This is a genomic window from Streptomyces sp. NBC_00873, from assembly GCF_045207415.1.
In the GTDB taxonomy this organism is placed as follows: Bacteria; Actinomycetota; Actinomycetes; order Streptomycetales; family Streptomycetaceae; genus Streptomyces.
Genome location: NZ_CP108803.1, coordinates 2,212,469 through 2,234,600, shown reverse-complemented (window position 1 = coordinate 2,234,600; position 22,132 = coordinate 2,212,469). Strand labels below are relative to the sequence as shown.

The following is a 22,132-nucleotide window of genomic DNA, read 5'->3' as shown; positions in this document are numbered from 1 at the left end:
CCGTCTTCGTACGAGAAGTGGCGCACCCGCCACCAACGGAAGGACACTGGCGTGAACGACGCTTGGAACGCCCCGGACCTGGGCGGAAAGGTGGCAGTGGTCACCGGGGCCAGCCGAGGCGTGGGCCGCGGCATCGCACTCGCGCTCGGCGAGGCGGGCGCGACCGTGTATGTCACCGGCCGCAGCACCCGCACCGGTGGACGCACAGAGGACCTGCCCGGCACGGTCGACGACACCGCGGATGAGGTGACGCAGCGCGGCGGCACGGCCATTGCCCTGCGCTGCGACCACTCAGTGGCGGCGGACAATGAGGCCCTCGCCGAGCGGATCAAGGCTGACCATGGCCGCCTGGACCTTCTGGTCAACAACGCCTGGGGAGGGTACGAGCGGTCCGCCGAGGTCCGCTTCGACGCACCCTTCTGGGACCAGCCGATGTGGCGCTACGACCTGTTCGAGGCGTCGCTGCGCGGGCAGTACGAGGTGACGCGCAGGCTGGCCCCCATGATGATCTCGCAGCAGAGCGGCCTGGTGGTCGGCATCAGCTTCTCCGACGGGGACATCTACCTCGGCCAGGTCGGCTATGACGTCTTCAAGTCGGCCTCCGACCGCATGTGCCGCGGCTTCGCCTCCGACCTGCGCAAGCGCGGCGTCGCGGCGGTCTCCCTGCACCCGGGCTTCGTGAGGACGGAGCGCGTGGAGGCGGCCTGGGACGCGATGGGCAGCGGCCCGGCGTCGGTGGTGCACTCCCCGGAGTACGTGGGCCGGGCGATCGCCGAGCTGCTCGCCGACCCGAACGTCATGGAGCGCACGGGCAAGGTGCTGAGCACCGGCGACCTGGCGGTCGAGTACGGCTTCGACGACGTGGACGGGCGCCGTCCGCCGGCATTCCGCCTCGAAGGCCGGATGAGCCTGGCCACGCGGATGCATCGCCTGAACAAAGTGGTCGGCGCAAGAGACGGCGGACACCAGTAGGCCGAAGTGCTGTGTTTCCGCTCGGGGGCCCCCCGGGCCCGGCCGAGAGAGCAGGTCGGACGGCTGGCCGGAGCGACCTCGCGAGGTGAGTCTCAGTGAATCCGGGGCACCGGAAGTGGGCCGACGCGGCCTTGCGGCAACCGCAGCGGGGAGACCCGCACCAGGAGGTGCGGGCCGTCCGCCGTGGCGTTCTGGTCGCGTACGGCGATGGCAGCCTGATATCCGTCGGGCGCGGGCACATTGGCGATGGACCAGCCCATAGGTCCTGGCGGGGCCCCATCGGGTGCCAACTCCTCGGCGAGGCCCACATGATGGCGGCCCACCCCGCCGGGAAGCCCGGTCCCGATGCCCTTGAGATACGCCTCCTTGCGAACCCAGCAGCCGAGCACGGCCCGGTGACGCAGGGTGGGGGACAGGGCGGCCACGGCACGCCGCTCCTCGATGTGCAGGCGACGGGCCGCCCTGTCGAGGCTGTCCCGCATCAGCTTGGCCGACTCGATGTCCGCCCCCACGGGCGAGTCCGCGACCGCGTACAGGGCTGCGTCCCCCGCGTGCGACAGCGAGAAGCAGGGCTGGGGGTGGCCGGCGATCGCCGGCCGCCCGTGCGGCTCCTCGCAGTCCGGCATCCCACAGGGCTCGCGAAAGAACTCCACGTCCTGCGGGGCCATCCCCAGATATCCACCGAGCAGCACTCGGAGGCCCACGTGGGAGGCGACATAGCGCTCACGCGCCGTCGGATCCTGGAACCCGTCGGCCCGTGCGGATTCCTCGGCGCCGAGAATCCACGCGCTGTCGGCTGCCGCCGCCGCATGATCAGGGATCCACAAGGTCCATACGTCGACCTTCTGGGGACTGGTCGGACGAACTGTCACGTGTGCTCGGGAGTCTTCCGACTCGGACGGAGCTCGTCCGCCCACTGCACCGACAGGAGCGTGGCTTCCACCCTGTTCCGCAGCCTCAACTTACGCGTGATGCTCGTCAAATGGGCCTTCACCGTTCGCTCGGCGATACCCAGCCGACGGGCGAGGGCCCTGTTCCCCTCGGCGATCGACAGCACGCTGAGCACTTCACGCTCACGCGGTGTCAGCCCTTGCAGGTCCGAGCGGTTCACCTGTGCTAAGCCCATGCTTCCTCCGGACTCCGTCTCCGAGCCGGCGTTCTCGACAGTTGGATGGTTCTCCCCGTGCATGCGCTTTCCAACTCCTTCACGTAGTCGTCCACCAGAGGAGGAATCAGTTGAGAGCCCTGAAAGGGCGCGAACTGGCCATCCTCCGCCTGGTGTCCGGAACTGGGACTATACAGTCGTATTGAGGGACTGTCAGCAAACGATCTCAGTTGAACTCGCCCTCAAACCCGGATCGACCGGTTGATTTCTGGCAGTAAGATGTGGCAGGAAACGCTCAAGTGCTGAGGGGAGTTCTCGCCACCCTTCCAGGTTTCGTATGTGACTCTGTGTCAAAAAAACCTGTGGCGAAATGGACGCGCGGCACTGCCCGGTGGCCTGCCTCCCTTCTTCGGGGAGCGGCAAAACTTCGATGCAAATGGAATCCCGACTTCCGCATATTGTGCCGGTCCGCATTCTGCGTCGACGGAATGATGAACTGTCGGCAGCTGCCGAGCTGTACGACGCCGCAGACTCACCGAGGTGACAGTAAGTTGTCCAATTCATCTGCACAGATCGTTCTCGACGCCGGGGCCGGCTCCCGGATCGCCGCCGTCGCGGGCGTCCGGCCCGAACGGGTTGTGGGCAATGCGGAACTAGGGGATCCACTCGGCGTATCCGCCGAGTGGATCGAGCGGCGCGTCGGTATCCGCGAGCGGCGCTTCGCGGGCCCGAAGGACTCCCTGACGGCCATGGGTGCCGCCGTCGCCGCGAAGGCCCTCGCCACGGCGGGACTTGCCCCGGACGATGTCGACCTCCTCGTCCTCGCCACCTGCTCCATGCCCTCACCCATGCCGAACGGCGCGGCGTCCGTCGCCGCCCTGCTCGGCATCCCCACGGTCGCGGCCTTCGACGTCAACGCCGCCTGTGCGGGCTTCTGCTATGGACTCGGGATTGCCGACGGCCTGGTCCGCTCGGGCACGAGTCGCTGCGCGCTGGTCGTCGGCGCCGAGAGAATGACCGACTGGGTGGACCCCATGGATGTCGACACCGCCACGGTCTTCGCGGACGGCGCGGGTGCCGCAGTCGTCGTCTCCGCCGGGCACACCGGAATCCACCCGGTGGTGTGGGGAGGCGACGGCGGGAAGGCATCTTTGATCGCCATCCCCGACCGGCACGGCAGCGTGACGATGAGCGGTCAGGCCGTCTACCGCTGGGTCACCACCGAGCTCGTCCAGGTTGCCCAAGCGGCATGTGCGCGCGCAGGGTTGGCCCCGGAAGACCTCAAGGGCCTCGTTACTCACCAGGCCAACCTGCGGATGATAGACCGCCTCGCGACGAGCCTCGGTGCGACGAACGCCGCAGTCGCCCGCGACATCGTGGAGACCGGCAACACCTCGGCGGCCTCCGTCCCGCTCGCCCTGAGCCGCCTCATCGACCTCGGCCAGATTCAGTCCGGCGACCCGGTCCTCCTGATGGGCTTCGGTGCCGGGCTCAGTTACGCGGCGCAGGTGGTGTCCTGCCCCTGAGGGGCTGTCGGGGCCCCGCCGCCTCCACGGATGGCATGCGCTCCTTGGTGGTGCCGTGCTGAGGGGTCAAGGCTGGACCGGCCGCGGCCCGGCGATCGGCCGGCGAAAGCGGCAGCGCATGCTTGATATTGGCGTCAACGGAGAGCGGAAGGGCCTCTTTGCCGTCACCTTCGAAGAACTTGACGGAGATGGTCTCGTCACCCCGGAGCTTCGCAGCCCGCAGCCGGTGCATCCCGTTTCCCGTCAATGACCCGCACCGTGCTCCGTTGTACAGGAATCGGTGGCCGACCCTGCGCCGTAGCCAATAGCTGTACGTATTCGGGATTCTCCCCGGCAAGTCGAGGTGAGTCACCATGCGGAATTGAGGACATCGGCACCGAATCCGGGGTCGTCTTGTCCAGCGTGACCGGTCCCTCCGCATGCGCTTCCCCGCGCGGGAAAAGTTGATCCCGTAAGCAGCGCGCACTTCCCCCTCCGCATTATTGCCGGAGGGGCTCACCGTGAGCAACACCCGTCAAGGCTCCGGCGTGGGTAGTGTGTACTACTCGATCGTGTAGTGGCCGAGAGGTGAACGAATTCCCTAGCCTCATTCCAAGGAGTGCAACCTTCTTGCGGCGATAAAGCCGCCATTTCAAAGAAGAGGACACAACCCATGGCGACGTTCAGGCATTCTCCGGGCACTTTCTGCGTGGAGGCCACCGGTTCGTGTCCCAGGGTTGTGGTGTCCGCTGACGCGGGCTGTCGGCGATGTCGACGCAGAGTAGCCCGCCTACGGTCGTCGTAGGCGCGGGAGAGCGCCGACACGATGGGCCCCCTCTACTACAAGAGTTTTCCCGGGGGCGATCTCCGTGAACCCGGCGTCACGCACCACCGGCATTCCGCTCACGGTGAGTTCCGCCCAGCGGGTGGCGTCCGGGGTGGCGACGGAGAGCGGGAAGCCCGCCTCCCGCCACGCCTTGCGCTCCGTGTCCGACAGCTCCCACCAGGCGAGCTGCGCGCCGTGCCCGGCCTGTGCCATCTCCTTGCCCGCGGACATGTCGAGTTCCGGGTTCAGCCAGAGCACCGGGCCGGACGGGTCGGGTGCGGCGGGCGGCTCGGGGTCGTCCAGGTCCGTCCCCGACACCTGGAGCTTCGCCAGCTCCTTCGGCCAGCCGTCCAGCGGAACCGGCGGGAACACCCGCACCTCGGCGCTCTCGCCCGTGACCGTGATGCCGGGCAGTGCGGACGCCTTGCGCCACTCCGCGCCGCGCGCTCGCCGCACCACCTTGCGGATCCGGGCGTCCTGCCAGTCGCGCATCACCTGCGCCCACTCGCCCTCGCCGGCCGACCGCTCGTCCGAGAGCATCACCAGGACGGCGCGGGCGGCGGTGCGCAGCGCGTCGGTGCGGGCCGGGGGGTCAGTCTTCTCGATGTGCACGACCAGCGGAAGCACGTACTGCGGGGCCTCGTCGCGGTTGGTCGGCTCGGAGTGGAACGGGGAGTCCGAGGGGACAGGGGCGCCGGACGGGGACTGGGGTGCGGAAATGTCGTTGCTGCTCACTCGTCCCAGTCTGCCAGTCGCCCGGCCCGGCTCCTTGGCGGAATGAAACGGTCCGGGTGAGGATGCACCGCATGAAGAGCGATCTCTTTTCCAGCGAGAACATGGTCCAACCGGCAACCGCCCCTGGAATGACCCTGCAGAACGCCAAATCCATCAAGTACGCCGTCAACGGCGAGATGCACGCACGCCAGGGGGCGATGGTCGCCTTCCGCGGCAATCTCCAGTTCGAGCGCAAGGGCCAGGGCCTCGGCGGCATGCTGAAGCGCGCCGTCACCGGCGAGGGGCTGCCGCTGATGGCGGTCCGCGGGCAGGGCGAGGCGTGGTTCGCGCACGAGGCCGCCAACTGCTTCATCGTGGACATGGAGCAGGGCGACGTCCTCACCGTCAACGGCCGCAACGTCCTCTGCTTCGACCCCACCCTCGCGTACGAGATCAAGACCGTGAAGGGCGCCGGGATAGCCGGTGGCGGGCTCTTCAACAGCGTTTTCAGCGGTTACGGCAAGCTCGGCCTGATCTGCGAGGGCCACCCGATCGTGATCCCCGTCACGGCCCAGCAGCCGGTGTACGTCGACACGGACGCGGTCGTCGGCTGGAGCGCCCAGCTCAGCACCTCGCTGCACCGCTCGCAGAGTATCGGCTCGATGATCCGCGGCGGCTCCGGCGAGGCGGTCCAACTGATGCTGCAGGGCGAGGGGTTCGTGATCGTCCGGCCCAGCGAGCTCAAGCCCGAGAAGGCGTCGGCCAACTGAACCTGACAGGAGTGGGCCGACGGTACGGCCTCGGCGGCCCATGGGTGCTGCGCGGGGTCGACCTCGACCTGCCCGCGCACACCCTGGTCCGGATCGAGGGCGCCAACGGCACCGGAAAGTCGACGCTGTTGAGGCTGATCGCCGGGATCGACGCCCCGACCGAGGGCCGCATCACCGACCGACGGCCGCATCACCGGCCGACGGCCGCATCACCGGCCGACGGCCGCGCACTTCTGGCGCGGCCTGCTCCGGCTGGTGCCGGGAGAGGCACTGGTGCCGCGACCGGCAAGGTTTGCCCCGTCGCGACGCCCGGCACGCGCGCCCGCGCGAAGCCGAGCAGCCGCCGCGCGGCCGTGGTGCCCACCGGGGCCGTGCGCCGCCCAACGGCCCATGGTCCTTCCGGGGACCGGCGTCGTCACCGACCGGGACGAGGCACGGAAGGACCGGGCCACCGCGGCCGAGCGGCCGCACCTGCGCACCGCGGACGGGGCCTTCACCACCTGGTAGCGGTCGATGCCCCGTCCGGTACGGGGGCGGCGAACCGCGCCGCCCCCGTACCGCTCAACACCTCAATGCCAAGGGCCCGTCACCGCGAACGTCGTCCCCGGCGTGTAGCAGTTCACGAACATCGTCCCGCCGTCCGGAGCGAACGTGACCCCGGCGAACTCGCCCCACTCCGGACTCTCCGCCGTCCCGATGTTCTGCCGGCCGCGCGCCATCGCGTACACCTCGCCGTGTCGCGTCACGCCGAACACATGCTGCGCGCCGTTGCCGTCCTCGCACACCATCAGCCCGCCGTCGGACGTCAGACAGATGTTGTCGGGGGACTCACCGGGCAACTGCACGTCCGTACCCGGACCGAAGACGACCACCAGCGTGAGGCGGCGCCGCTTCGGCTCGTACCGCCACACCTGCCCGAAGTGGTCGGCCGCCGAGCCCGCCGCGCTCTGCGCGAAGCTGGAGACGAAGTAGACCGACGAGCCGCCCCAATAGCAGCCCTCCAGCTTCTGGGCGTGCGTGATGCCCTTCGGGCCGAAGTCCTGGAACCGGATCGGCGTTCCGGCGGCCTGCGGATCCGGTACGGGGACCCACTCGATCCGGTCGAAGCTCGCACCGGTTTCCTGGATGACGGAGAGGTCGGGGACACCGGGCACCCGCATGGCCTGCAGTTCGCCGCCGGCCCGCAGTGAGCCGGTGCCGCCGAGCGGTTTCTCCGGAAGGAAGCGGTAGAAGAGCCCGAACGGCTTGTCGAACGCGTCCTCCGTCTCGTACACGATCCCGTTGTCCGGATCGATCGCGATCGCCTCGTGCTGGAAGCGGCCCATCGCGGTGAGCGGCACGGCTCCGGTGCGGCGCGGGTCGGCGCCGTCCACTTCGAAGATGAAGCCGTGGTCCTTGGTGTAGCCGTTGGTGCCGGCCCGGTCCTCGGTCTCCTCGCAGGTCAGCCAGGTGTTCCACGGGGTCCGGCCGCCCGCGCAGTTCACCGCCGTGCCGGCGATGGCCACCCGTTCACCGAGGACCGCGCCCCGGCTGTCGAGCTCCAGGGCTGTGCAGCCGCCCTTGCCCATCGGGTCGTAGGTGAGACCGTCGACGGTCGGTACCGGGATCTTCGCGGTGACCCGGTTCTCGTGATTGCGGACGAGATGGACGCGGCCGCGGTGGCCGGTGAACGCGGCCATGCCGTCGTGGTTGCTGGGGACCCGGCCCTCGCCGGAGCGGAGCCGGTCGCCCTCCCGGGACAGGACCCGGTAGCGGAACCCCTGCGGCAGATCGAGCAGACCGTCGGGGTCGGGGACCAGAGGACCGTAGCCGCTGTGGCCACGGGCGGCCGCGGTGCCCGCGAAGAGTTCGGAGAAGGCCCCGGCGAAGGCGATCGAAACAGCGGTCGCACCGCTGCCGGCCAGGACCTGGCGTCGTGTTGCGAGTCGTTGAGGTGCGGTTGATGACATGAGGCAACTCCCTGCTGGCGGACAGGAGAAGTGACCCGCATGTGTGTACCACGCGTATCGTCGCGCGGGAACCACGCGGGTCACTGAGCCTCGTGCGTGTCATGGGCCCGCAGGGACCCGTGGGAGCACCCGCGGGGCCGCCCGTGCGGTCAGACGAGCGACGCGGTCAGCGTGATCGTCGTGCCCGTGAGGGCCTGGCTGACCGGGCAGTTCGCCTTGGCGTCCTCGGCGGCCTTGATGAAGTCCGCCTCGTCGAGACCGGGCACCTCGCCCTGCACGGTGAGGTGGATGCCGGTGATGCCGGTGCCGGGCTGGAAGGTGACCTCGGCCTGGGTGTTCAGCCGGGTCGGCGCGTTGCCGGCCGTGGTCAAACCGTTGGACAGGGCCATCGAGAAGCAGCTGGAGTGCGCCGCCGCGATGAGCTCCTCCGGGCTGGTTTTGCCGTTCGCCTTCTCCGCGCGGGACGGCCACGAGACCGCGTACTCCCCGATGCCGGAGGAGTCGAAGGTGACAACGCCCTCGCCCTCGATCAGATTGCCTTCCCAGACCGTGTGCGCCTGACGCGTGGTTGCCATGCTGGATCCCTTCGGATGGGTGGAGTTACCGCACCCGAACCTACTGCGCCACCAGTCCCTTTGCGTCGCGCGCCAGCGCCGTCAGGCGGGAGATCGCCCGGAAGTACTTCTTCCGGTACCCCCCGTTCAGCATCTCGTCGCTGAACAGCCGGTCGAACGGGAGCCCCGACGCGAGCACCGGGACCTCCCGGTCGTACAGCCGGTCGGCGAGCACGACGAGCCGCAGCGCCGTCGACTGGTCCGGCACCGCCTGCACGTCGGTGAGGCACACCGCGCGGATACCGTCCGTCAGCGCGCCGTACCGGCTCGGATGGACGCGGGCCAGATGGTCGAGCAGCGACGGGAAGTCGTCCAGGCTGGCCCCATCGGTGGCGTACGCGACCTTCGTGACCTGCTCGTCGGAGTACGGCGCCGGCGCCTCGGGCAGCCCGCGGTGCCGGTAGTCCTCGCCGTCGATCCGCAGCGGCCGGAAGCGCGAGGACAGCCCCTGGATCTCCCGCAGGAAGTCGGCGGCGGCGAAGCGCCCCTCGCCGAGCTTGCCGGGCAGGGTGTTGGAGGTGGCGGCGAGCGCGACCCCCGCCTCGACCAGCCTGCTGAGCAGCGACGACACGAGAACGGTGTCACCCGGGTCGTCGAGCTCGAACTCGTCGATGCACAGGAGCCGGTGCCCGCTGAGCGTCTGCACGGTCTGCTGGAAGCCCAGCGCGCCCACCAGGTTGGTCAGCTCGACGAAGGTGCCGAACGCCTTCAGTGAGGGAGCGGCGGGCGTGGCGTGCCAGAGCGAGGCGAGGAGATGCGTCTTGCCGACGCCGTACCCGCCGTCGAGATAGACACCGCGCGGCCCGGCGACCGGTGCCGCCTTCTTACCGAACCGCCACCACCCCTCCGAGGATCCGCCTCGCGCGCTCCGCTTCTTGCCCGCACCCGTCGCGTGCGCCCCGCCGAGCCCGTGCGCGAACGCGTCGAGAACCTTCACCGCGTCGGTCTGGCTGGGCTGGTCGGGATCGGGGACGTACGTGTCGAAGCGCACCGAGTCGAAGCGCGGCGGCGGCACCATCTCGGCGACCAGACGGTCGGCGGGGACGTGCGGCTCAAGGGCGCACAGGGACAGCGGGGCCGTTTCGGCTATGGGGCTCTGCCCAGGCACGGCGGTGGATGACGACACAGCTCTCAAGCTTAAGCGCCGTGCGAGACTGCACGGATGCGACGCCTTTTCCCTGTGACCGACCCGACACCGGCTGCCGAAGGAGGGGAGTGGAGTCTGGACGAGCTTGCCGACGCCTATGCGTACCCGGCGGGCGACGGCCCCTGGCTGCGCGCCAACATGGTTTCCACACTCGACGGCGCCGCGCAGCACGACGGACGCTCGCAGCCGATCTCGTCCGACACGGACATGCGGATCTTCGGCACGCTGCGAGGTCTGGCCGATGTGGTCGTGGTGGGTGCGGAGACCGTACGGATGGAGGGGTACCGGCCCGCCAGGGCCCGGGAGGCCTTCGCCGCGCGGCGGGCGGCGGCCGGGCAGGGACCCGCGCCGGCGATCGCCGTCGTCAGCGGGAGCCTGGACCTGGATTTCTCGCTCCCGCTCTTCGTCTCGCCGCTCGTCCCGACCCTCGTGGTCACCGGGGCCGGTGCGCCGCGGGACCGGGTCGAGGCGGCGCGCAGCGCGGGCGCCGAGGTGGTGATCGCGGGGGAGGGCTCCCGGGTGGACCCCACGAGGGTCGTGCGGGAGCTCGCGGACCGCGGGCTGAGGCGGCAGCTGGCGGAGGGCGGGCCCCGGCTGCTCGGTCAGTTCGTGGCCGCCGGGGTGCTGGACGAGCTCTGTCTCACCCTCTCGCCCATGCTGACCGCCGGCGACGCCCAGCGGATCACGGGCGGCCCCTCGGTGGCGGTGCCGGAGCGATTCACCCTCGCTTCGATGCTGGAAGAGGCCGGGTTCCTCTTCACTCGGTACCGTCGGATCTGACAAGCGGCGGAATTTCCCGTTCCGGTTAGCCCCCGATGGGCACAACTACTCAGCAGACCCCGTGCGAGCACGGGGAAGGATGGTTTCAGCAGAGGCCGTCGAGGCCCGATGAAGCAGAAGGGCGCCCGAGGTGTTCACCAGCGTTTTGATGATCGAGAAGCCCCTCACTTCCGAGGACGTCGAGTTCGTCACCACCCTGCACGGGGAGGAAGAGACCTCGTTCGTCGTACTGATGCAGCCGCGCGGAGACCAGGCCGACGTACTGCTGCGCGCCATCGACGACGTGGCGATCGGCGAGCTGAAGGAAGCCGCCCGCGAGCTCGAGGAGCCGGAGGGCAAGGACGCCAGGCAACCCGCCGAACTGGCGCTCGAGGTGTCGCTCGCCGCCCTGCGCCAGGCAGGCTCGGAGGCTGTCGGACAGGTGGTCGAGGACCACCCCCTGGACAAGCTGAAGTCCGTCGTCGACGAGGCGGGGGCGGACGAGGTCATCGTGCTGACCGCCCCGCACTACGTGGAGGAGTTCTTCCACCGCGACTGGGCCTCCCGGGCCCGGCACAAGGTCGGCGTACCGGTGCTCAAGCTCTTCGCGCACAGCGAATAGGCTGGGGGCGACTCACAACGACTTCTGGGGAGACACACGCATGGCACCCGGTATTCCTGCCGCCATGGAACGGCCGCACTTCATCGGCATCGGCGGCGCCGGAATGTCGGGCATCGCACAGATCCTCGCCCGGCGCGGCGCGAAGGTCGCCGGCAGCGACGCCAAGGAGTCCGGCACGGCCGAGGCACTGCGGGCGCTGGGGGCGACCGTCCACATCGGGCACGCCGCAGCCCATCTGGCGGACGACGCGTCCTGCGTGGTCGTCTCCAGCGCCATCCGCGCCGACAACCCGGAGCTGCTGCGCGCCGCCGAGCTGTCGATCCCCGTCGTGCACCGATCCGACGCGCTCGCCTCGCTGATGCAGGGCCTGCGTGCGATCGCCGTCGCGGGCACCCACGGCAAGACGACCACCACGTCGATGCTGGCCGTCGCCCTGTCCGAGCTGGGCCTCGACCCGTCGTACGCCATCGGGGGCGACCTCGCGGGCCCCGGCACGAACGCCAGGCACGGCGGGGGCGACATCTTCGTCGCCGAGGCGGACGAGAGCGACCGCAGCTTCCAGAAGTACGACCCCGAGGTCGCGATCGTCCTCAATGCCGAGCTGGACCACCACGCGAATTACGCCTCGATGGAAGAGATCTACGACTCCTTCGAGACGTTCGTCGGGAAGATCGTCCCCGGCGGCACCCTGGTCGTCTCCGCCGACCAGTCCGGCGCGGTCGAGCTGACGCGGCGGGTACGCGACCTGGCGTCGCTCAACATCGTCACGTACGGCGAGTCCGAGACGGCCGACGTACGGGTCCACAAGGTCACCCCGCGCGGTCTGACCAGCGAAGTCACCGTCGTCCTGAACGGCAAGTACCTCACCTTCACGGTCTCCGTCCCCGGCCGCCACTACGCCCTCAACGCGGTCGCCGCTCTCGTCGCCGGTGTCGCGCTCGGCATCCCGGCCCACAACCTGGCCTCCGCCCTCGGCACGTACACCGGCGTCAAGCGCCGCCTCCAGCTCAAGGGCGAGACGGCGGGCGTCCAGGTCATCGACTCGTACGCACACCACCCGACCGAGATGACCGCCGACCTCGAAGCGATGCGCGGCGCCGCCGCCGACTCGCGCCTCCTGGTCGTCTTCCAGCCCCACCTCTTCTCCCGCACCCAGGAGCTCGGTACGGAGATGGGCCAGGCCCTCGCTCTCGCCGACGCCTCGGTGGTCCTGGACATCTACCCGGCCCGCGAGGAGCCGATCCCGGGCATCACCAGTGCCCTGATCATCGACGCGGCGAAGGCGTCCGGCGCCGACGTCACCGCCGTCCACGACAAGGCGGCGGTCCCCGAGGTCATCGCGGGAATGGCGAAGCCCGGCGACCTCGTTCTCACCATGGGCGCGGGCGACGTCACAGACCTCGGCCCGCAGATCCTGGATCACCTGTCGAGCTGAGGGAGCGACCGTGTCGTACGACATCGAGAAGCCGGACGAGGAGTGGCGCGCGGAGCTGACGCCCGCCGAGTACGCGGTGCTGCGCCAGGCCGGCACCGAACCGGCCTTCGTCGGTGAGTACACCGACACCAAGACGGCCGGCGTCTACTCCTGTCGGGCCTGTGGCGCCGAGCTGTTCCGCTCGGACACGAAGTTCGAGTCGCACTGCGGCTGGCCGAGCTTTTATGATGCACGCAACTCGGACGCGGTAGAACTTGTGGCCGATCGTTCACACGGGATGGTGCGCACCGAGGTACGGTGCGCTCGGTGCGGTTCGCACTTGGGGCACGTGTTTGAGGGCGAGGGTTATCCGACGCCTACGGATCAGCGTTACTGCATTAACAGCATCTCGCTGCGGCTGGTGCCGGCTGAGGACTGAGAGCCCGGAGCACTGCGCTCCTTATCTCGCTGGACGTGTTGGACAGCACCCGGCGTACAGGCCGACTCGTCTGCCTTTATGACCCTGACCTGGGAAAACTCCCGCGTCAGGGTCATTCTGCGTCGGGGTGGACTTCCCGCTTCCACCTGCGGTTTTCTCGGGAGTTCCCGCTGAAGTGCACTGGGACATCGGTGTATGGGGGCCGGTGCTGCCCCGCGCTGGACGGTTTCCGACCCCTCGGAGCGGCGTCTGAGTTGCCCCGCTATTGCCGTCGGACGGCATGGCTGACGGCGCCAGTGACAGCGGCCAGAGCGCTGATCACCGCGGCTCCCACGCCCAGGGGCTGCGCGAGCGCCGGGTGCGCACGGGTGAGATAGATGGCCGCTGCGGTGATCAGCAGTCCCAGCAGTAGCGCCAGGAGGAGCACCACCAGACGGAGCTCCCGATCCCGGTACGGTTCTGCGCTTGGTGCGTTGGTCTCCGTGTTCATCAGGTCCTCTTCGGGGATGAGGCACAGGACATCGGCGCTGCCGCTGTCGTTGGCCCTTGGCCGTTGTTGCAGCATTCGGAGCCGGCTCAGGGAGTCCTCCTGAGCCGGCTATGCGCCATTACAGAGCACGGCTACCAGACCGACCGGCCGAAGGTGGGGGTCTCCAAATGCAGGCCGTGATCGATGGGAGCGCCGCTACCTTCGGTTCATGCCCTCCAAAAGTCTCCCGAGCGGTGCCGACCAGCGGCTCATCGACCATGCGGCGCGTCATGGATTCACGGTCACGCCCAAGCAACTGGCGTCGTGGCGACGGGCCGGGCTCCTGCCCGGCAACATCCAGGGCGGGGGTCTTGGCCGTGGCAGGGGCAGCACCTCCTCTCCGGCCTTCGAGAGTTTCGAGTTGGTGCTCGCGCTTGCCCGTCACGCCGGCCGGGGAAAGAGGCCTAGTGTCCTGCGCCGGAGATCCGTCGTTAGTACCTGTATGAGTGTTTCTGCGGGTGTGCCCGCACCGCGTCGTGGTCCGAAGCTGGAACCGTTGTTGTTGTCCGTTGACGAGCGTGCGGTGTTGGAGCGTTGGGCCCGGCGGGCGACGTCTGCGCAGGCGGTGGCGTTACGGGCGCGGATCGTGCTGGCGTGTGCAGGCCCTGACGTTCCGCCGATTGTTGTGGTGGCGCGGGATCTGCGGGTAGCGGCGGACACGGTCCGCAAGTGGCGTCGGCGGTTCCTGGCCGCCCGGCTGGACGGGTTGGTGGACGAGCCCCGGCCGGGCCGGCCGCCCACCATCAGCGTCGACCAGGTGGAAGCGGTCGTGGTCAGCACGCTGGAGGAGATCCCGAAGAATGCCACCCACTGGTCGCGCAAGTCGATGGCCGAACGCAGTGGGCTGTCGAAATCGACCGTGGGCCGAATCTGGCGGAAGTTCCATCTCAAGCCTCATCTGACGGACACCTTCAAACTGTCGACGGACCCCTTGTTCGTGGAGAAGGTCTACGACGTGGTCGGGCTGTACTTCAATCCGCCCGAAGGGGCGGTGGTGCTGTCGGTGGACGAGAAGTCGCAGATCCAGGCGCTGGACCGGTCCCAGCCGGTGCTGCCGATGATGCCGGGCATGCCCGAGCGTCGCACCCATGACTACGTCCGTAACGGTCTGACCACCCTCTTCGCGGCCTTCGACGTCGCGACCGGCGAGGTCATCACCTCGCTGCACCGTCGGCACCGGGCAGCGGAGTTCAAGAAGTTCCTCATCAAGATCGAGAAGGAGGTTCCTGGGCACCTCCAGGTCCACCTGATCTGCGATAACTACGGCACCCACAAGACACCCGCCATCAGAGCATGGCTGGCCAAGCACCCCCGATTCCACCTGCACTTCACCCCTACTGGTTCGTCCTGGATCAACCAGGTGGAGAGGTGGTTCGGCTTCCTCGCCGACCAGAAGATCCGCCGCGGTGCACACAAAAGCGTACGTTCCCTGGAAGCCGACATCCGATCCTGGGTCAAGGAATGGAACGAAAACCCAACACCGTTCATCTGGACCAAGACAGCCGAAGAGATTCTCGACTCACTCGCCCGCTTCTGCCAACGGATCTCCGGCGCAGGGCACTAGCGTGTAACCAACGCCGCCGGCCGCGGGCCGACGGAAGCCGCGCCAGGTGACCCGGGGCAGACCGGGAGCCTGGCGCGACGCATGTCCGAGGGACGACCGCCCACCGAAGAGGCCCTGCCACCCGCACTCCGACCGGAGAACAGGCGACAGGGCCTTCATTTGTGCGACGGCCTGAACCGTGCTGGCTACGGCATGTCCGAGACCTCGTCCTCATCGTCGAGCCCGAGGCCATCCTGCGGGGGGAAGGCCAAGCCTCCGTTCTGCGGGGACGGGGGCAGTTCCCGCTCCTCCGTCTTGTCGTGCCAGGCGTAGCTCCACTCGTGCCTGACGGTCATCGTCTGCGCCCACGGAAACTCGCGCGCGGCCAGCGCTTCCATCGCCGCCACGAGCGCCTTCACCGCGGCCATCCGGCGCGTGTTGCGGATGTTCACCCGCAGGCCCTTCGGCACCGTGAACTCGAACGTCAGCCGCAGAACGCGCGGCACATCGTTGTCTGCCACAAGAAATCCTCTCCAAGAGAAAGCCAACTCTCGCCAAGGTAGAGCAATCTCGCCGAGATTGAAGGGAGTTGAGAAAACTGGCAGATGGGAGAGCTGCCTCGGTGGTCGCTCACGACGGGCGGAGCGGTCTGGCCGGGCGCCGCGTGACAGACGAGAAGCCTGGCGCGACGCACGTCGAAGTCCAGGGACGCACGCGGGAGATGCCCACCTCAGCCTCGGCGAACGCCTAAGCTCCCGGCATGAAGCAACGACCCACGCCCGTACGCCTCGTGTTGAATTTCCCCGGCTCCCAGCCGTACGCCCACGACGCCGTGGTGCCGGCCGACTGGTACCTCGACAGCCGCTACGACGGCCTGAGCGAATACGTGCAGCACCAGATCCTGCCCGAGGCACTGGCCGCGGCCGGCCTCACAATCGGGCTGAAATTTCCCGAGGGCGTCGGTGGAGTGACGGCGGACGCGGTCCGCATGGCCTACGAGCTGCCGACTGTCGAGCCGCCACACACCATGGTCGAGTTGCGGACGCATCAGCTCAAGAAGCTGGGCAAAGCCATGAGTGAGGACCCAAGCGGCCCCGTTCCGGGATGACTGGGCAGGAAAGTGGCCAGCGCGGGCAGGGCCAATCGAGACGAGCCCTGCTCACTGCCCCTGGATCGACGTGCGGCAGGCGACGGTTAGCTCCTCCAGGCGTTGGCGGACCTGCTCGTACGGCTCGGTAACCAACGTACGGAACGACTGGTCGTCCACCAGGCGGGGCGCGGGCTGATCGCCGGCAGCCGTCTCGTCGAGATAGGCGATCGTGGACTCGACGAACTGATAGCAGGCTTGGGTGAAGGCGGTGGCGTGCCGGTGCACCTCAAGCGGGGACTCCAGTTGTAGAGCCTCAGCGGCGCGGGTGAGCCCATGCAGGGCCTCGCGACACCTCCCGTACGTCTCCTCCAAGGGCGGCAACCCCATGTTGCGCCGGAGCGTGGCGTGCATGGGGGAACTCAGAATGCTGAGGTGGCCCTCGACGGCGGCTCGGGCCTCGGCGAGGAAAGCGGCATACAGGTCGCGACGGAGCTGGCGGAGCCACTGTTCATGGGCAGCGGCTGCCTGCTTGTCGGCCTGATAGCGAGCGGCCTTCCCGGCGATGAGGGCGGCGATCCAGGCGCCGGCGGCACCGACGAGAGCGCCGAGCACGGCGAATAGTCCTTCGGTCACACAGGTGATTGTGGCGAGAGCGTGTGTACGACGGGGGTGGTTCAGATCAAGTGACCGCCGCCTGCGCCGACCGAACGTCTGGCTGAGGGGCCTGGCCTCACTTCACCAACGGGTTGAGTGCGGCATCCGCCCCGCGGCGCGAGCACCGACGCGCGAAACTAATCCCGCGGGTCCCAGCCCTCCAGGATCAGTTGGATCATCGCGGCCTCATCCCTGTCCTCGCACTCCGTCTGACTGTGGCCCATCTCTACGGCGATGGTCTGCAACTCGCCCAGATTCAGGCGCTCCAACTGGGCCTGCGTGTACGGCTCTTCGGTCTCCTCCAGCTCTTTGCCCCTTGCTGAAAGCCGCTCCGCTTCGAGTTCCGCCGTCCACTTCTCGCTCAGGGTCTTGGCCATCATCTCGATGACCGGTAGATCGTCCGGATTAACCCCTCGCAGCTCCGCCACGAGCGTCCGCAGGCGCTCGGGCACCGTGTCGTCCGGCCGGACCCCGCACCACTGCTCGGCGACCATTTCCGCGACACGGCGCTCCGTCACACCCAGGACCTTGGCGAAGCCAGGGAACAGGGTCTTCCTCGGCGCGTCTTCGATCTGCTCCCAGGCCATCTTGTTCCACCAGGTCACCGACCGCTCGAAATGGCCGTGGGCGGCCATCTGCTGGAACGTCATGCCCTGGCCGTTCAGGCTTGCCACTCGATTCGAGAAAACAGGATTCATAAGCGAGGAGCATCAGCTAAAAAATACGAGCTGTCAACTCTCGCTGGTGGGAGGCCCGTTGCGGGCCCTGCGCGTCTTGCTAGAGTCGCCGGCGTCGGTGGCCCCGCGATTCAGGCGCGGGAGCCGCCGGCCCCACCACGTCGGTGATTAACTCTGGCGCCATGACGACGATTGCGGCGGACTGGTGGGAGTCAGGCTCCTGGTGGCAATTTGCCATCACGATCCTCGTAGCCCTGGCTGTGGGTGCCCTCGGCGCATGGGCGGCCTTGAGGTCGGCCAACCCGAAGCGGAAGATCACCTGGTGGGTGCAGAACAACACCCCCCTCATAAACGAGCGTTACGGGAGCCCCGATGACGGCTTGCTATCCGTCAACATGCTCGGATTTCCCCTGGCCAACCCCCGCGTCGTTGAGCTGGTCATAGCCAACACCGGGCGCCGCGACATCACGGCGGCCATGTTCCACGCCGACCAGCCGATCAGGTTCGAGTTCGACACCGAGGTGTGCGTACTCCTTGACGCCGATACCGAACCAACGGGCAACGTGCGGCCAAGACTCAACACGGGGGAGTGGAGAACCGTGGGCACGCAAAGCTCAGGCAGCACTTACCTTGAGGTCTTGCCCTCGCTGCTGCGCCGAGGCCAGGTGGTTACCGTGACGGTGCTACTCAACGGCGACGACAAGCCGGTGCAGTGTGCGATGGCCCCGCTCGTGGACGTGGAGGTGGTGAACGAGTCGCTCGGCAGCACGCTGTCGTCCGTCGCCGCGCGCACCTCCATCGAGCTTCGGTTTTGGCCCCTTCCGATTAGCATCGTCCTAGGCGCAAGGGGTCGTTGAGACTCCGGCAGCCCCGCACCCAGCCCCGGCCCCGAGCCTGCGGCAATTGCGCTGGCGGTTTGACGCGCGCTGACAGCGCTCATCCGTAGCTAGCCGCGAACTTTCCCTGCGTAAATCCGTGGCGGGCTCCCTTGGATGGACTCCCAGCCGGCGGCCGGCCTGATCGGGCGCATGGCCGCGGTGTCCCACCAGTAGCCCCGTACCAGCCACGCCCACCCGACCGTGTCGCTCGGCGCGTACACCTCGCACAGCACCTGGATACGGCCATCCTGATAGCGCTGACGCGCCATGACCCGGGCCTGCCGCCAGTGGCCGGCCACTCGGATTTCCATCTGGGGCCTGGCAGATACGTGGATGGCTCGTGAACCGCCTGTCGCCCTTCGGGGCTGGCTCTCCCGGGGTATGCCGCCGACCCGGTGCCCGTCCGCGGTCTGACTCAACAGAGGCATGTATCGGTGTCAGTTCCGGAAGTCGGCGTGTCGGCCGCGGATGCCCCGCTGCCCGACCGAAGGGAATCATCCCGTGATACTGCTCCATCTGCCACCGTGCGTGGAGTTCGTCCTGCCGCGAGGGCATCTCTCGGCCGAGCGAGTAGGCCACATGTCGGTACAGGGGTGGAGATTCCCGTTGTTCGTGGTGAACAGGGCGGAGAGGAGCGGCTCGTCCGCCGGGGTGTCCGCGTCGGCGAGGACCAGTACCTGCCCTTGGTCGTTCGGGTGCAGATGAGGGAGTTCCACCGTCAGCCGGTTCCGGATCATGGACCAGGTGACGCTGGTCGATCACGTGCGGAGTCCTTTAGCACGGCGCGGACGGCAGCCGCGAGTTCGGACAGCCTGTCCTCGTCCAGCTGGGGCACATCCTGCACCTCCGGAGCGGGAGTGCTCGCGTCGCCACCGAACGGCACGACGACCAGCTCGGCGAGTCGTTCCTCGCAGACGCGATGCCTGTCCTGGAGATCTTGCGGGAGCTTGCCGTGGTGCTTCCTCTTCAGCTCCTTCGCGCGGGTCAAGCCGTCACGAAGGGCCTCGACAGCAGCCGGCCCCTGTCGCCGCACCAGGCCATCGAGCAGCTGGCGGAGTTCTATCGAGACGTTCTCGTTCTCGCGGTCGTGCACCCACTCGCTCATGTCGCGCAGGTGGGGGCGGTACTCGGCCTGCTGCTCGGCGGGCAGCTTCGAACCGTACAGCTTGCCCGCCGCCTGCCAGACCCTCTTGGCCTCGGCGAGGTCACCGGCCTGCCGGGCGTGATCGAATCGCCAACGCAGTCCGGTAAGTGTTCCGATGGCGGCCGTCACAGCGGGGTTGATGAGGCGCCCAGCGGGTGCGGGGGCCACGGCGGGTTCCGCTTCCGTGCTGCTCGACCGGCTCGTGCTGCTCGCGTACACGTCGCGGATGCGGTCCGCCTCCAGCTGCCTGGCCTGATGAGCCTCGCTCTGGAGGCCTGGAACTGGGCGCCCATGGCGCTGGAGGATCGTAGGGAAGTGCCGCAGCGGCTTGCCGTCGTCAGTCACGACGAGGGCTGCGTACATGAGGTCGTGGCCCTTGAGGGGCTCGTCTACACGGAAGAGGAGGTTGGCGCGTCGCTCATCCGAGAGTGCGGCGAAGTCGAAACCCGTGTTTGCCGAGAGCTCCCGCCACGTGATGTCGTCAGCTCCGTTCCTCGCTCGTGCCATGAGGTGTTCGCGTATGGCGAGTACGAGCTGGAGGGTCGGGAGGCGGGCTGGCGAGACCAGGTTGGCTGCGGCCTGTGACCGGCTCCCCTGTTGCCGTGACTGCTGCCCGGGCTGGGGCTGGGGGGCCGTCGGAGAGACGGGCGAAGGCGGCGAGGCCGTGACGGGGCTGTCGCCGAAGAACTCGTGGGCGCGCCGCTGTTCTCTCGAGTTGATACTCCGAACCTGGTTCCCCGGAAGCCCCGGTGCCCAGCCCAGTCCGGTGAGTACGGCGGCGAAGAAGGGCGGCACCTCACCGTTCTCCGTCGTGAGGAGGGAGGACAACACCGGCTTGTCCTGGGTGCGAGGGAAATCGAGCGCGATGAGAAGCTTGAGCTGGTGCTCCGAGGTGAACTGCTGGGGTGTCGCCTTCACGCTGCCAGCGAGCTCTGACCATGTGATCGTGCTCTCTGTGCGGGCGGTCCGCTCCAGTGTCCTCCGGAAGGAGGCCACGATCTCTCGGTCGTCGAACTTTGGGCGCGGAAGCGCGAGCGCCTGTTTGACCGGGAGGGGCGTGGCTGTCGCAGGTACCGGCTGAGGTGGCTTGAGTCCGTTCCATGCTGCCGCTTCCCGGGCGTTGAGGCGTCGCGTCTGAGCCGCGGTGAGAATCCAGGCGGGGGTGTCAGTCGTGATCCCGGTGACGGGTGTCAGGGTCACCTGCTCCCGGAGGAGGTACACCCTCGAAGGGTTGGGTGGCGTCGAAGCGTGAGGAAGGACGATGCGGGACCGGGTCACGGTCGAGCCCAGAGGCTGGATGTCCGCGTCGTAAACGCTTCCCGGTGTGCCGGTCGGCGACTGTACGTCGGACCTCGGCACGGCCCCGGTGAATGCCACGGTGTCATCGGCCAGGGGAAAGGAGAGCGGGGGCGTGGTGAATGCGGTCGCTTCGGCCGACCCACGCGCGACGATGCCCTGGGCGGAAGACATCAGGCTCGGGGTGATGATCCCCTGAGAGGTTAGGGAGCACTCCTCCAGCGTGGTCCATTCGATGGTGTTGCCGGGGAGCTGGGTTCCGATCCGCACCTCCCGTGTGACCCCGACGGTCCGGCACTCGACACGGATCGCGTACCCATGGGATTCAACCCGGTCGTAGGCCAGCATGCTGTCCGGCCCGAAGAGCCACTCGACGCGGTCGGCTCGCCTGGCGAGGTTCTCCACCGCCTGCCGCCACGGGTGCAGCCCCAGCCGGGCCATCTGTACCCGTATGAGCTGTCGCCCGCCGGACAGTCTGAAGTCCACGGTTCCACCCGGTCTTCCCCCGACAGTTTGGTACGACGCCGTGGCCTGCCGGTGGTTCTGCCGGGCGAGCCATCGAGTCAGGGCCTGGCCGATGTAGAGGTGGTCAGCGCTGGACTCGCCGTTCGCGGTGCGGCGGCAGTGGACGGGCGGGCGGTGGGCGAAGTGGCACTTCTTCTCGGTGTAGCGCTTGGCACTGAGTTTCTTGCCGCAGCCACCGAGGAGGGTGCCGCAGTAGAAGTCGTCACGGGATCGGCCCCGCATGAAGAGGTCGAACTCGTCGTGGTCGTACGGGAGGAAGACGGGCGTGTCGGATCCGGCCCGCCCGATGACGGCGGTCTGGACCTTGCGGGTGTCTTCCTCGTTGGTGAATGGTGTCACGCCACGCTCCGGGCGGGGTGGGCTGCGGCACTCCGGACGGGTTGCGGTCCGGGGGTGCAGGGACTACTTCTTGGGGCAGGTCCTGCCCTTGTTGGCCTTGTAGTCGGTGTCGCCGTCATCCAGCCTGGTCGTTGCTGCCCTATGGAACCGACTGCCTTCTTACCGTTGGCGAGCCGGTTGTCGGAGGTCTCTGTGCCGCTGGTGGAGCAGTTAGTCTCCACGAAGTAGCCAGCTTCTTCATCGAGCTTCGCGGCAACGTCGCCGAAGACCGCACGCAGGTTTTCGATCGTGTCCACTTCCACGCTGACCACGCGCTGGTTGCCGGTGCTGTCTTGCCGCGTGATTTGGTAGGCGGGTGCAGCTGTTGGCTTGTCTTCGACGCTGCTGCAGGCAGCCAGAGTGGAGGTGAGGGTGGCCACGGCCGTGGCGAGCAAGGTGGTGCGGTGCTTCACAGGTTCGTCTCCGAAGTTGGGTTGTATGCGTTAGACATGCGGAGGGCCTGTGATGGTTCCGCAACGGCAATCAGTTGTGATTGTCGTGCAAGATGTAAGTGCCGACGTCTGGTCGGCGGAACTCGAGGAAGTGCTCGTACGGATCGCTCATCGGTTCGGACGGGTCGAC

Annotated in this window: 21 protein-coding genes and 1 pseudogene; 11 read left to right on the top strand and 11 right to left on the bottom strand. The window is 68.1% G+C overall.

Annotated features, from left to right (window positions below; genetic code table 11):
• The first annotated feature begins 51 nt into the window (after positions 1-51).
• Entirely contained in the window at positions 52-972 is a 921-nt protein-coding gene (locus OH809_RS10105) for an SDR family NAD(P)-dependent oxidoreductase (protein WP_406422726.1), read from the top strand.
• Between the two features lie 92 nt (positions 973-1,064).
• Here the strand turns inward: OH809_RS10105 and OH809_RS10100 are convergent, their stop codons facing one another.
• Together OH809_RS10100 and OH809_RS10095 are read right to left on the bottom strand one after the other, a co-directional pair.
• A complete protein-coding gene (locus OH809_RS10100; protein WP_406422727.1) occupies positions 1,065-1,844 on the bottom strand; it encodes a 4'-phosphopantetheinyl transferase family protein in 780 nt (259 codons plus the stop codon).
• A complete protein-coding gene (locus OH809_RS10095; protein WP_406422728.1) occupies positions 1,841-2,161 on the bottom strand; it encodes a response regulator transcription factor in 321 nt (106 codons plus the stop codon). Before OH809_RS10095 ends, OH809_RS10100 begins: the two co-directional genes overlap by 4 nt.
• Positions 2,162-2,628: 467 nt before the next feature.
• Between OH809_RS10095 and OH809_RS10090 the strand changes: the two genes are divergently transcribed.
• Positions 2,629-3,603 carry a beta-ketoacyl-ACP synthase 3 gene (locus tag OH809_RS10090; RefSeq protein ID WP_406422729.1) on the top strand — a complete coding sequence of 325 codons (975 nt, stop codon included), beginning with the start codon at positions 2,629-2,631 and terminating at the stop codon, positions 3,601-3,603.
• A 769-nt stretch (positions 3,604-4,372) separates the two neighbouring features.
• Here the strand turns inward: OH809_RS10090 and OH809_RS10085 are convergent.
• Entirely contained in the window at positions 4,373-5,143 is a 771-nt protein-coding gene (locus tag OH809_RS10085; protein WP_406422730.1) for a peptidyl-tRNA hydrolase, read from the bottom strand.
• Between the two features lie 71 nt (positions 5,144-5,214).
• Between OH809_RS10085 and OH809_RS10080 the strand changes: the two genes are divergently transcribed.
• Positions 5,215-5,892, top strand: a complete 678-nt coding sequence (locus tag OH809_RS10080) for an AIM24 family protein (RefSeq protein ID WP_406422731.1) — start codon at positions 5,215-5,217, stop codon at positions 5,890-5,892.
• An 11-nt stretch (positions 5,893-5,903) separates the two neighbouring features.
• Positions 5,904-6,077 (top strand): annotated as a pseudogene (locus tag OH809_RS10075) (ATP-binding cassette domain-containing protein); the annotation flags it as partial.
• 384 nt (positions 6,078-6,461) lie between these two features.
• Here the strand turns inward: OH809_RS10075 and OH809_RS10070 are convergent.
• The 3 genes from OH809_RS10070 to zapE form a co-directional block, all read right to left on the bottom strand.
• Positions 6,462-7,841: an alkaline phosphatase PhoX gene (locus OH809_RS10070; RefSeq protein ID WP_406422732.1), complete on the bottom strand. Its 1,380-nt coding sequence runs from the start codon at positions 7,839-7,841 to the stop codon at positions 6,462-6,464.
• A gap of 149 nt (positions 7,842-7,990) precedes the next feature.
• Positions 7,991-8,416, bottom strand: a complete 426-nt coding sequence (locus OH809_RS10065) for an OsmC family protein (RefSeq protein WP_406422733.1) — start codon at positions 8,414-8,416, stop codon at positions 7,991-7,993.
• Positions 8,417-8,456: 40 nt separating this feature from the next.
• A complete protein-coding gene (gene zapE / locus OH809_RS10060; RefSeq protein ID WP_406422734.1) occupies positions 8,457-9,581 on the bottom strand; it encodes a cell division protein ZapE in 1,125 nt (374 codons plus the stop codon).
• Between the two features lie 36 nt (positions 9,582-9,617).
• Between zapE and OH809_RS10055 the strand changes: the two genes are divergently transcribed.
• The 4 genes from OH809_RS10055 (at position 9,618) to msrB (ending at position 12,836) form a co-directional block, all read left to right on the top strand.
• Positions 9,618-10,382, top strand: coding sequence for a pyrimidine reductase family protein (locus OH809_RS10055; protein WP_406422735.1), 765 nt, complete (start codon positions 9,618-9,620; stop codon positions 10,380-10,382).
• A gap of 148 nt (positions 10,383-10,530) precedes the next feature.
• Complete coding sequence (locus OH809_RS10050; RefSeq protein WP_266980219.1) at positions 10,531-10,983, top strand: indole-3-glycerol phosphate synthase; 453 nt, start codon at positions 10,531-10,533, stop codon at positions 10,981-10,983.
• Positions 10,984-11,023: 40 nt separating this feature from the next.
• A complete protein-coding gene (murC, locus tag OH809_RS10045; protein ID WP_406422736.1) occupies positions 11,024-12,418 on the top strand; it encodes a UDP-N-acetylmuramate--L-alanine ligase in 1,395 nt (464 codons plus the stop codon).
• 10 nt (positions 12,419-12,428) lie between these two features.
• Positions 12,429-12,836, top strand: coding sequence for a peptide-methionine (R)-S-oxide reductase MsrB (gene msrB, locus OH809_RS10040; RefSeq protein ID WP_406422737.1), 408 nt, complete (start codon positions 12,429-12,431; stop codon positions 12,834-12,836).
• A gap of 262 nt (positions 12,837-13,098) precedes the next feature.
• On the opposite strand, the gene OH809_RS10035 is transcribed toward msrB, so the two are convergent.
• Positions 13,099-13,326, bottom strand: coding sequence for a hypothetical protein (locus tag OH809_RS10035; protein WP_406422738.1), 228 nt, complete (start codon positions 13,324-13,326; stop codon positions 13,099-13,101).
• A 481-nt stretch (positions 13,327-13,807) separates the two neighbouring features.
• On the opposite strand from OH809_RS10035, the gene OH809_RS10030 reads away from it, so the two are divergent.
• The gene (locus tag OH809_RS10030; RefSeq protein ID WP_331743599.1) at positions 13,808-14,929 is read left to right on the top strand and encodes an IS630 family transposase; all 1,122 of its coding nucleotides are present in this window, start codon (positions 13,808-13,810) and stop codon (positions 14,927-14,929) included.
• Between the two features lie 185 nt (positions 14,930-15,114).
• On the opposite strand, the gene OH809_RS10025 is transcribed toward OH809_RS10030, so the two are convergent.
• Positions 15,115-15,429 (bottom strand): hypothetical protein, encoded by a 315-nt coding sequence (locus OH809_RS10025; protein WP_406422739.1) that lies wholly within the window; start codon positions 15,427-15,429, stop codon positions 15,115-15,117.
• A 239-nt stretch (positions 15,430-15,668) separates the two neighbouring features.
• On the opposite strand from OH809_RS10025, the gene OH809_RS10020 reads away from it, so the two are divergent.
• Entirely contained in the window at positions 15,669-16,016 is a 348-nt protein-coding gene (locus tag OH809_RS10020; RefSeq protein ID WP_406422740.1) for a hypothetical protein, read from the top strand.
• Positions 16,017-16,067: 51 nt separating this feature from the next.
• On the opposite strand, the gene OH809_RS10015 is transcribed toward OH809_RS10020, so the two are convergent.
• Positions 16,068-16,631, bottom strand: coding sequence for a hypothetical protein (locus OH809_RS10015; RefSeq protein WP_406422741.1), 564 nt, complete (start codon positions 16,629-16,631; stop codon positions 16,068-16,070).
• Between the two features lie 158 nt (positions 16,632-16,789).
• Entirely contained in the window at positions 16,790-17,302 is a 513-nt protein-coding gene (locus tag OH809_RS10010) for a hypothetical protein (protein WP_406422742.1), read from the bottom strand.
• A gap of 209 nt (positions 17,303-17,511) precedes the next feature.
• Here OH809_RS10010 and OH809_RS10005 point away from each other — a divergent pair, with 209 nt between their 5' ends.
• On the top strand, positions 17,512-18,186 hold the full coding sequence (locus tag OH809_RS10005) for a hypothetical protein (RefSeq protein WP_406422743.1): 675 nt from the start codon (positions 17,512-17,514) through the stop codon (positions 18,184-18,186).
• A 754-nt stretch (positions 18,187-18,940) separates the two neighbouring features.
• Here the strand turns inward: OH809_RS10005 and OH809_RS10000 are convergent.
• On the bottom strand, positions 18,941-21,511 hold the full coding sequence (locus OH809_RS10000) for a competence protein CoiA family protein (protein WP_406422744.1): 2,571 nt from the start codon (positions 21,509-21,511) through the stop codon (positions 18,941-18,943).
• Between the last annotated feature and the right edge of the window lie 621 nt (positions 21,512-22,132).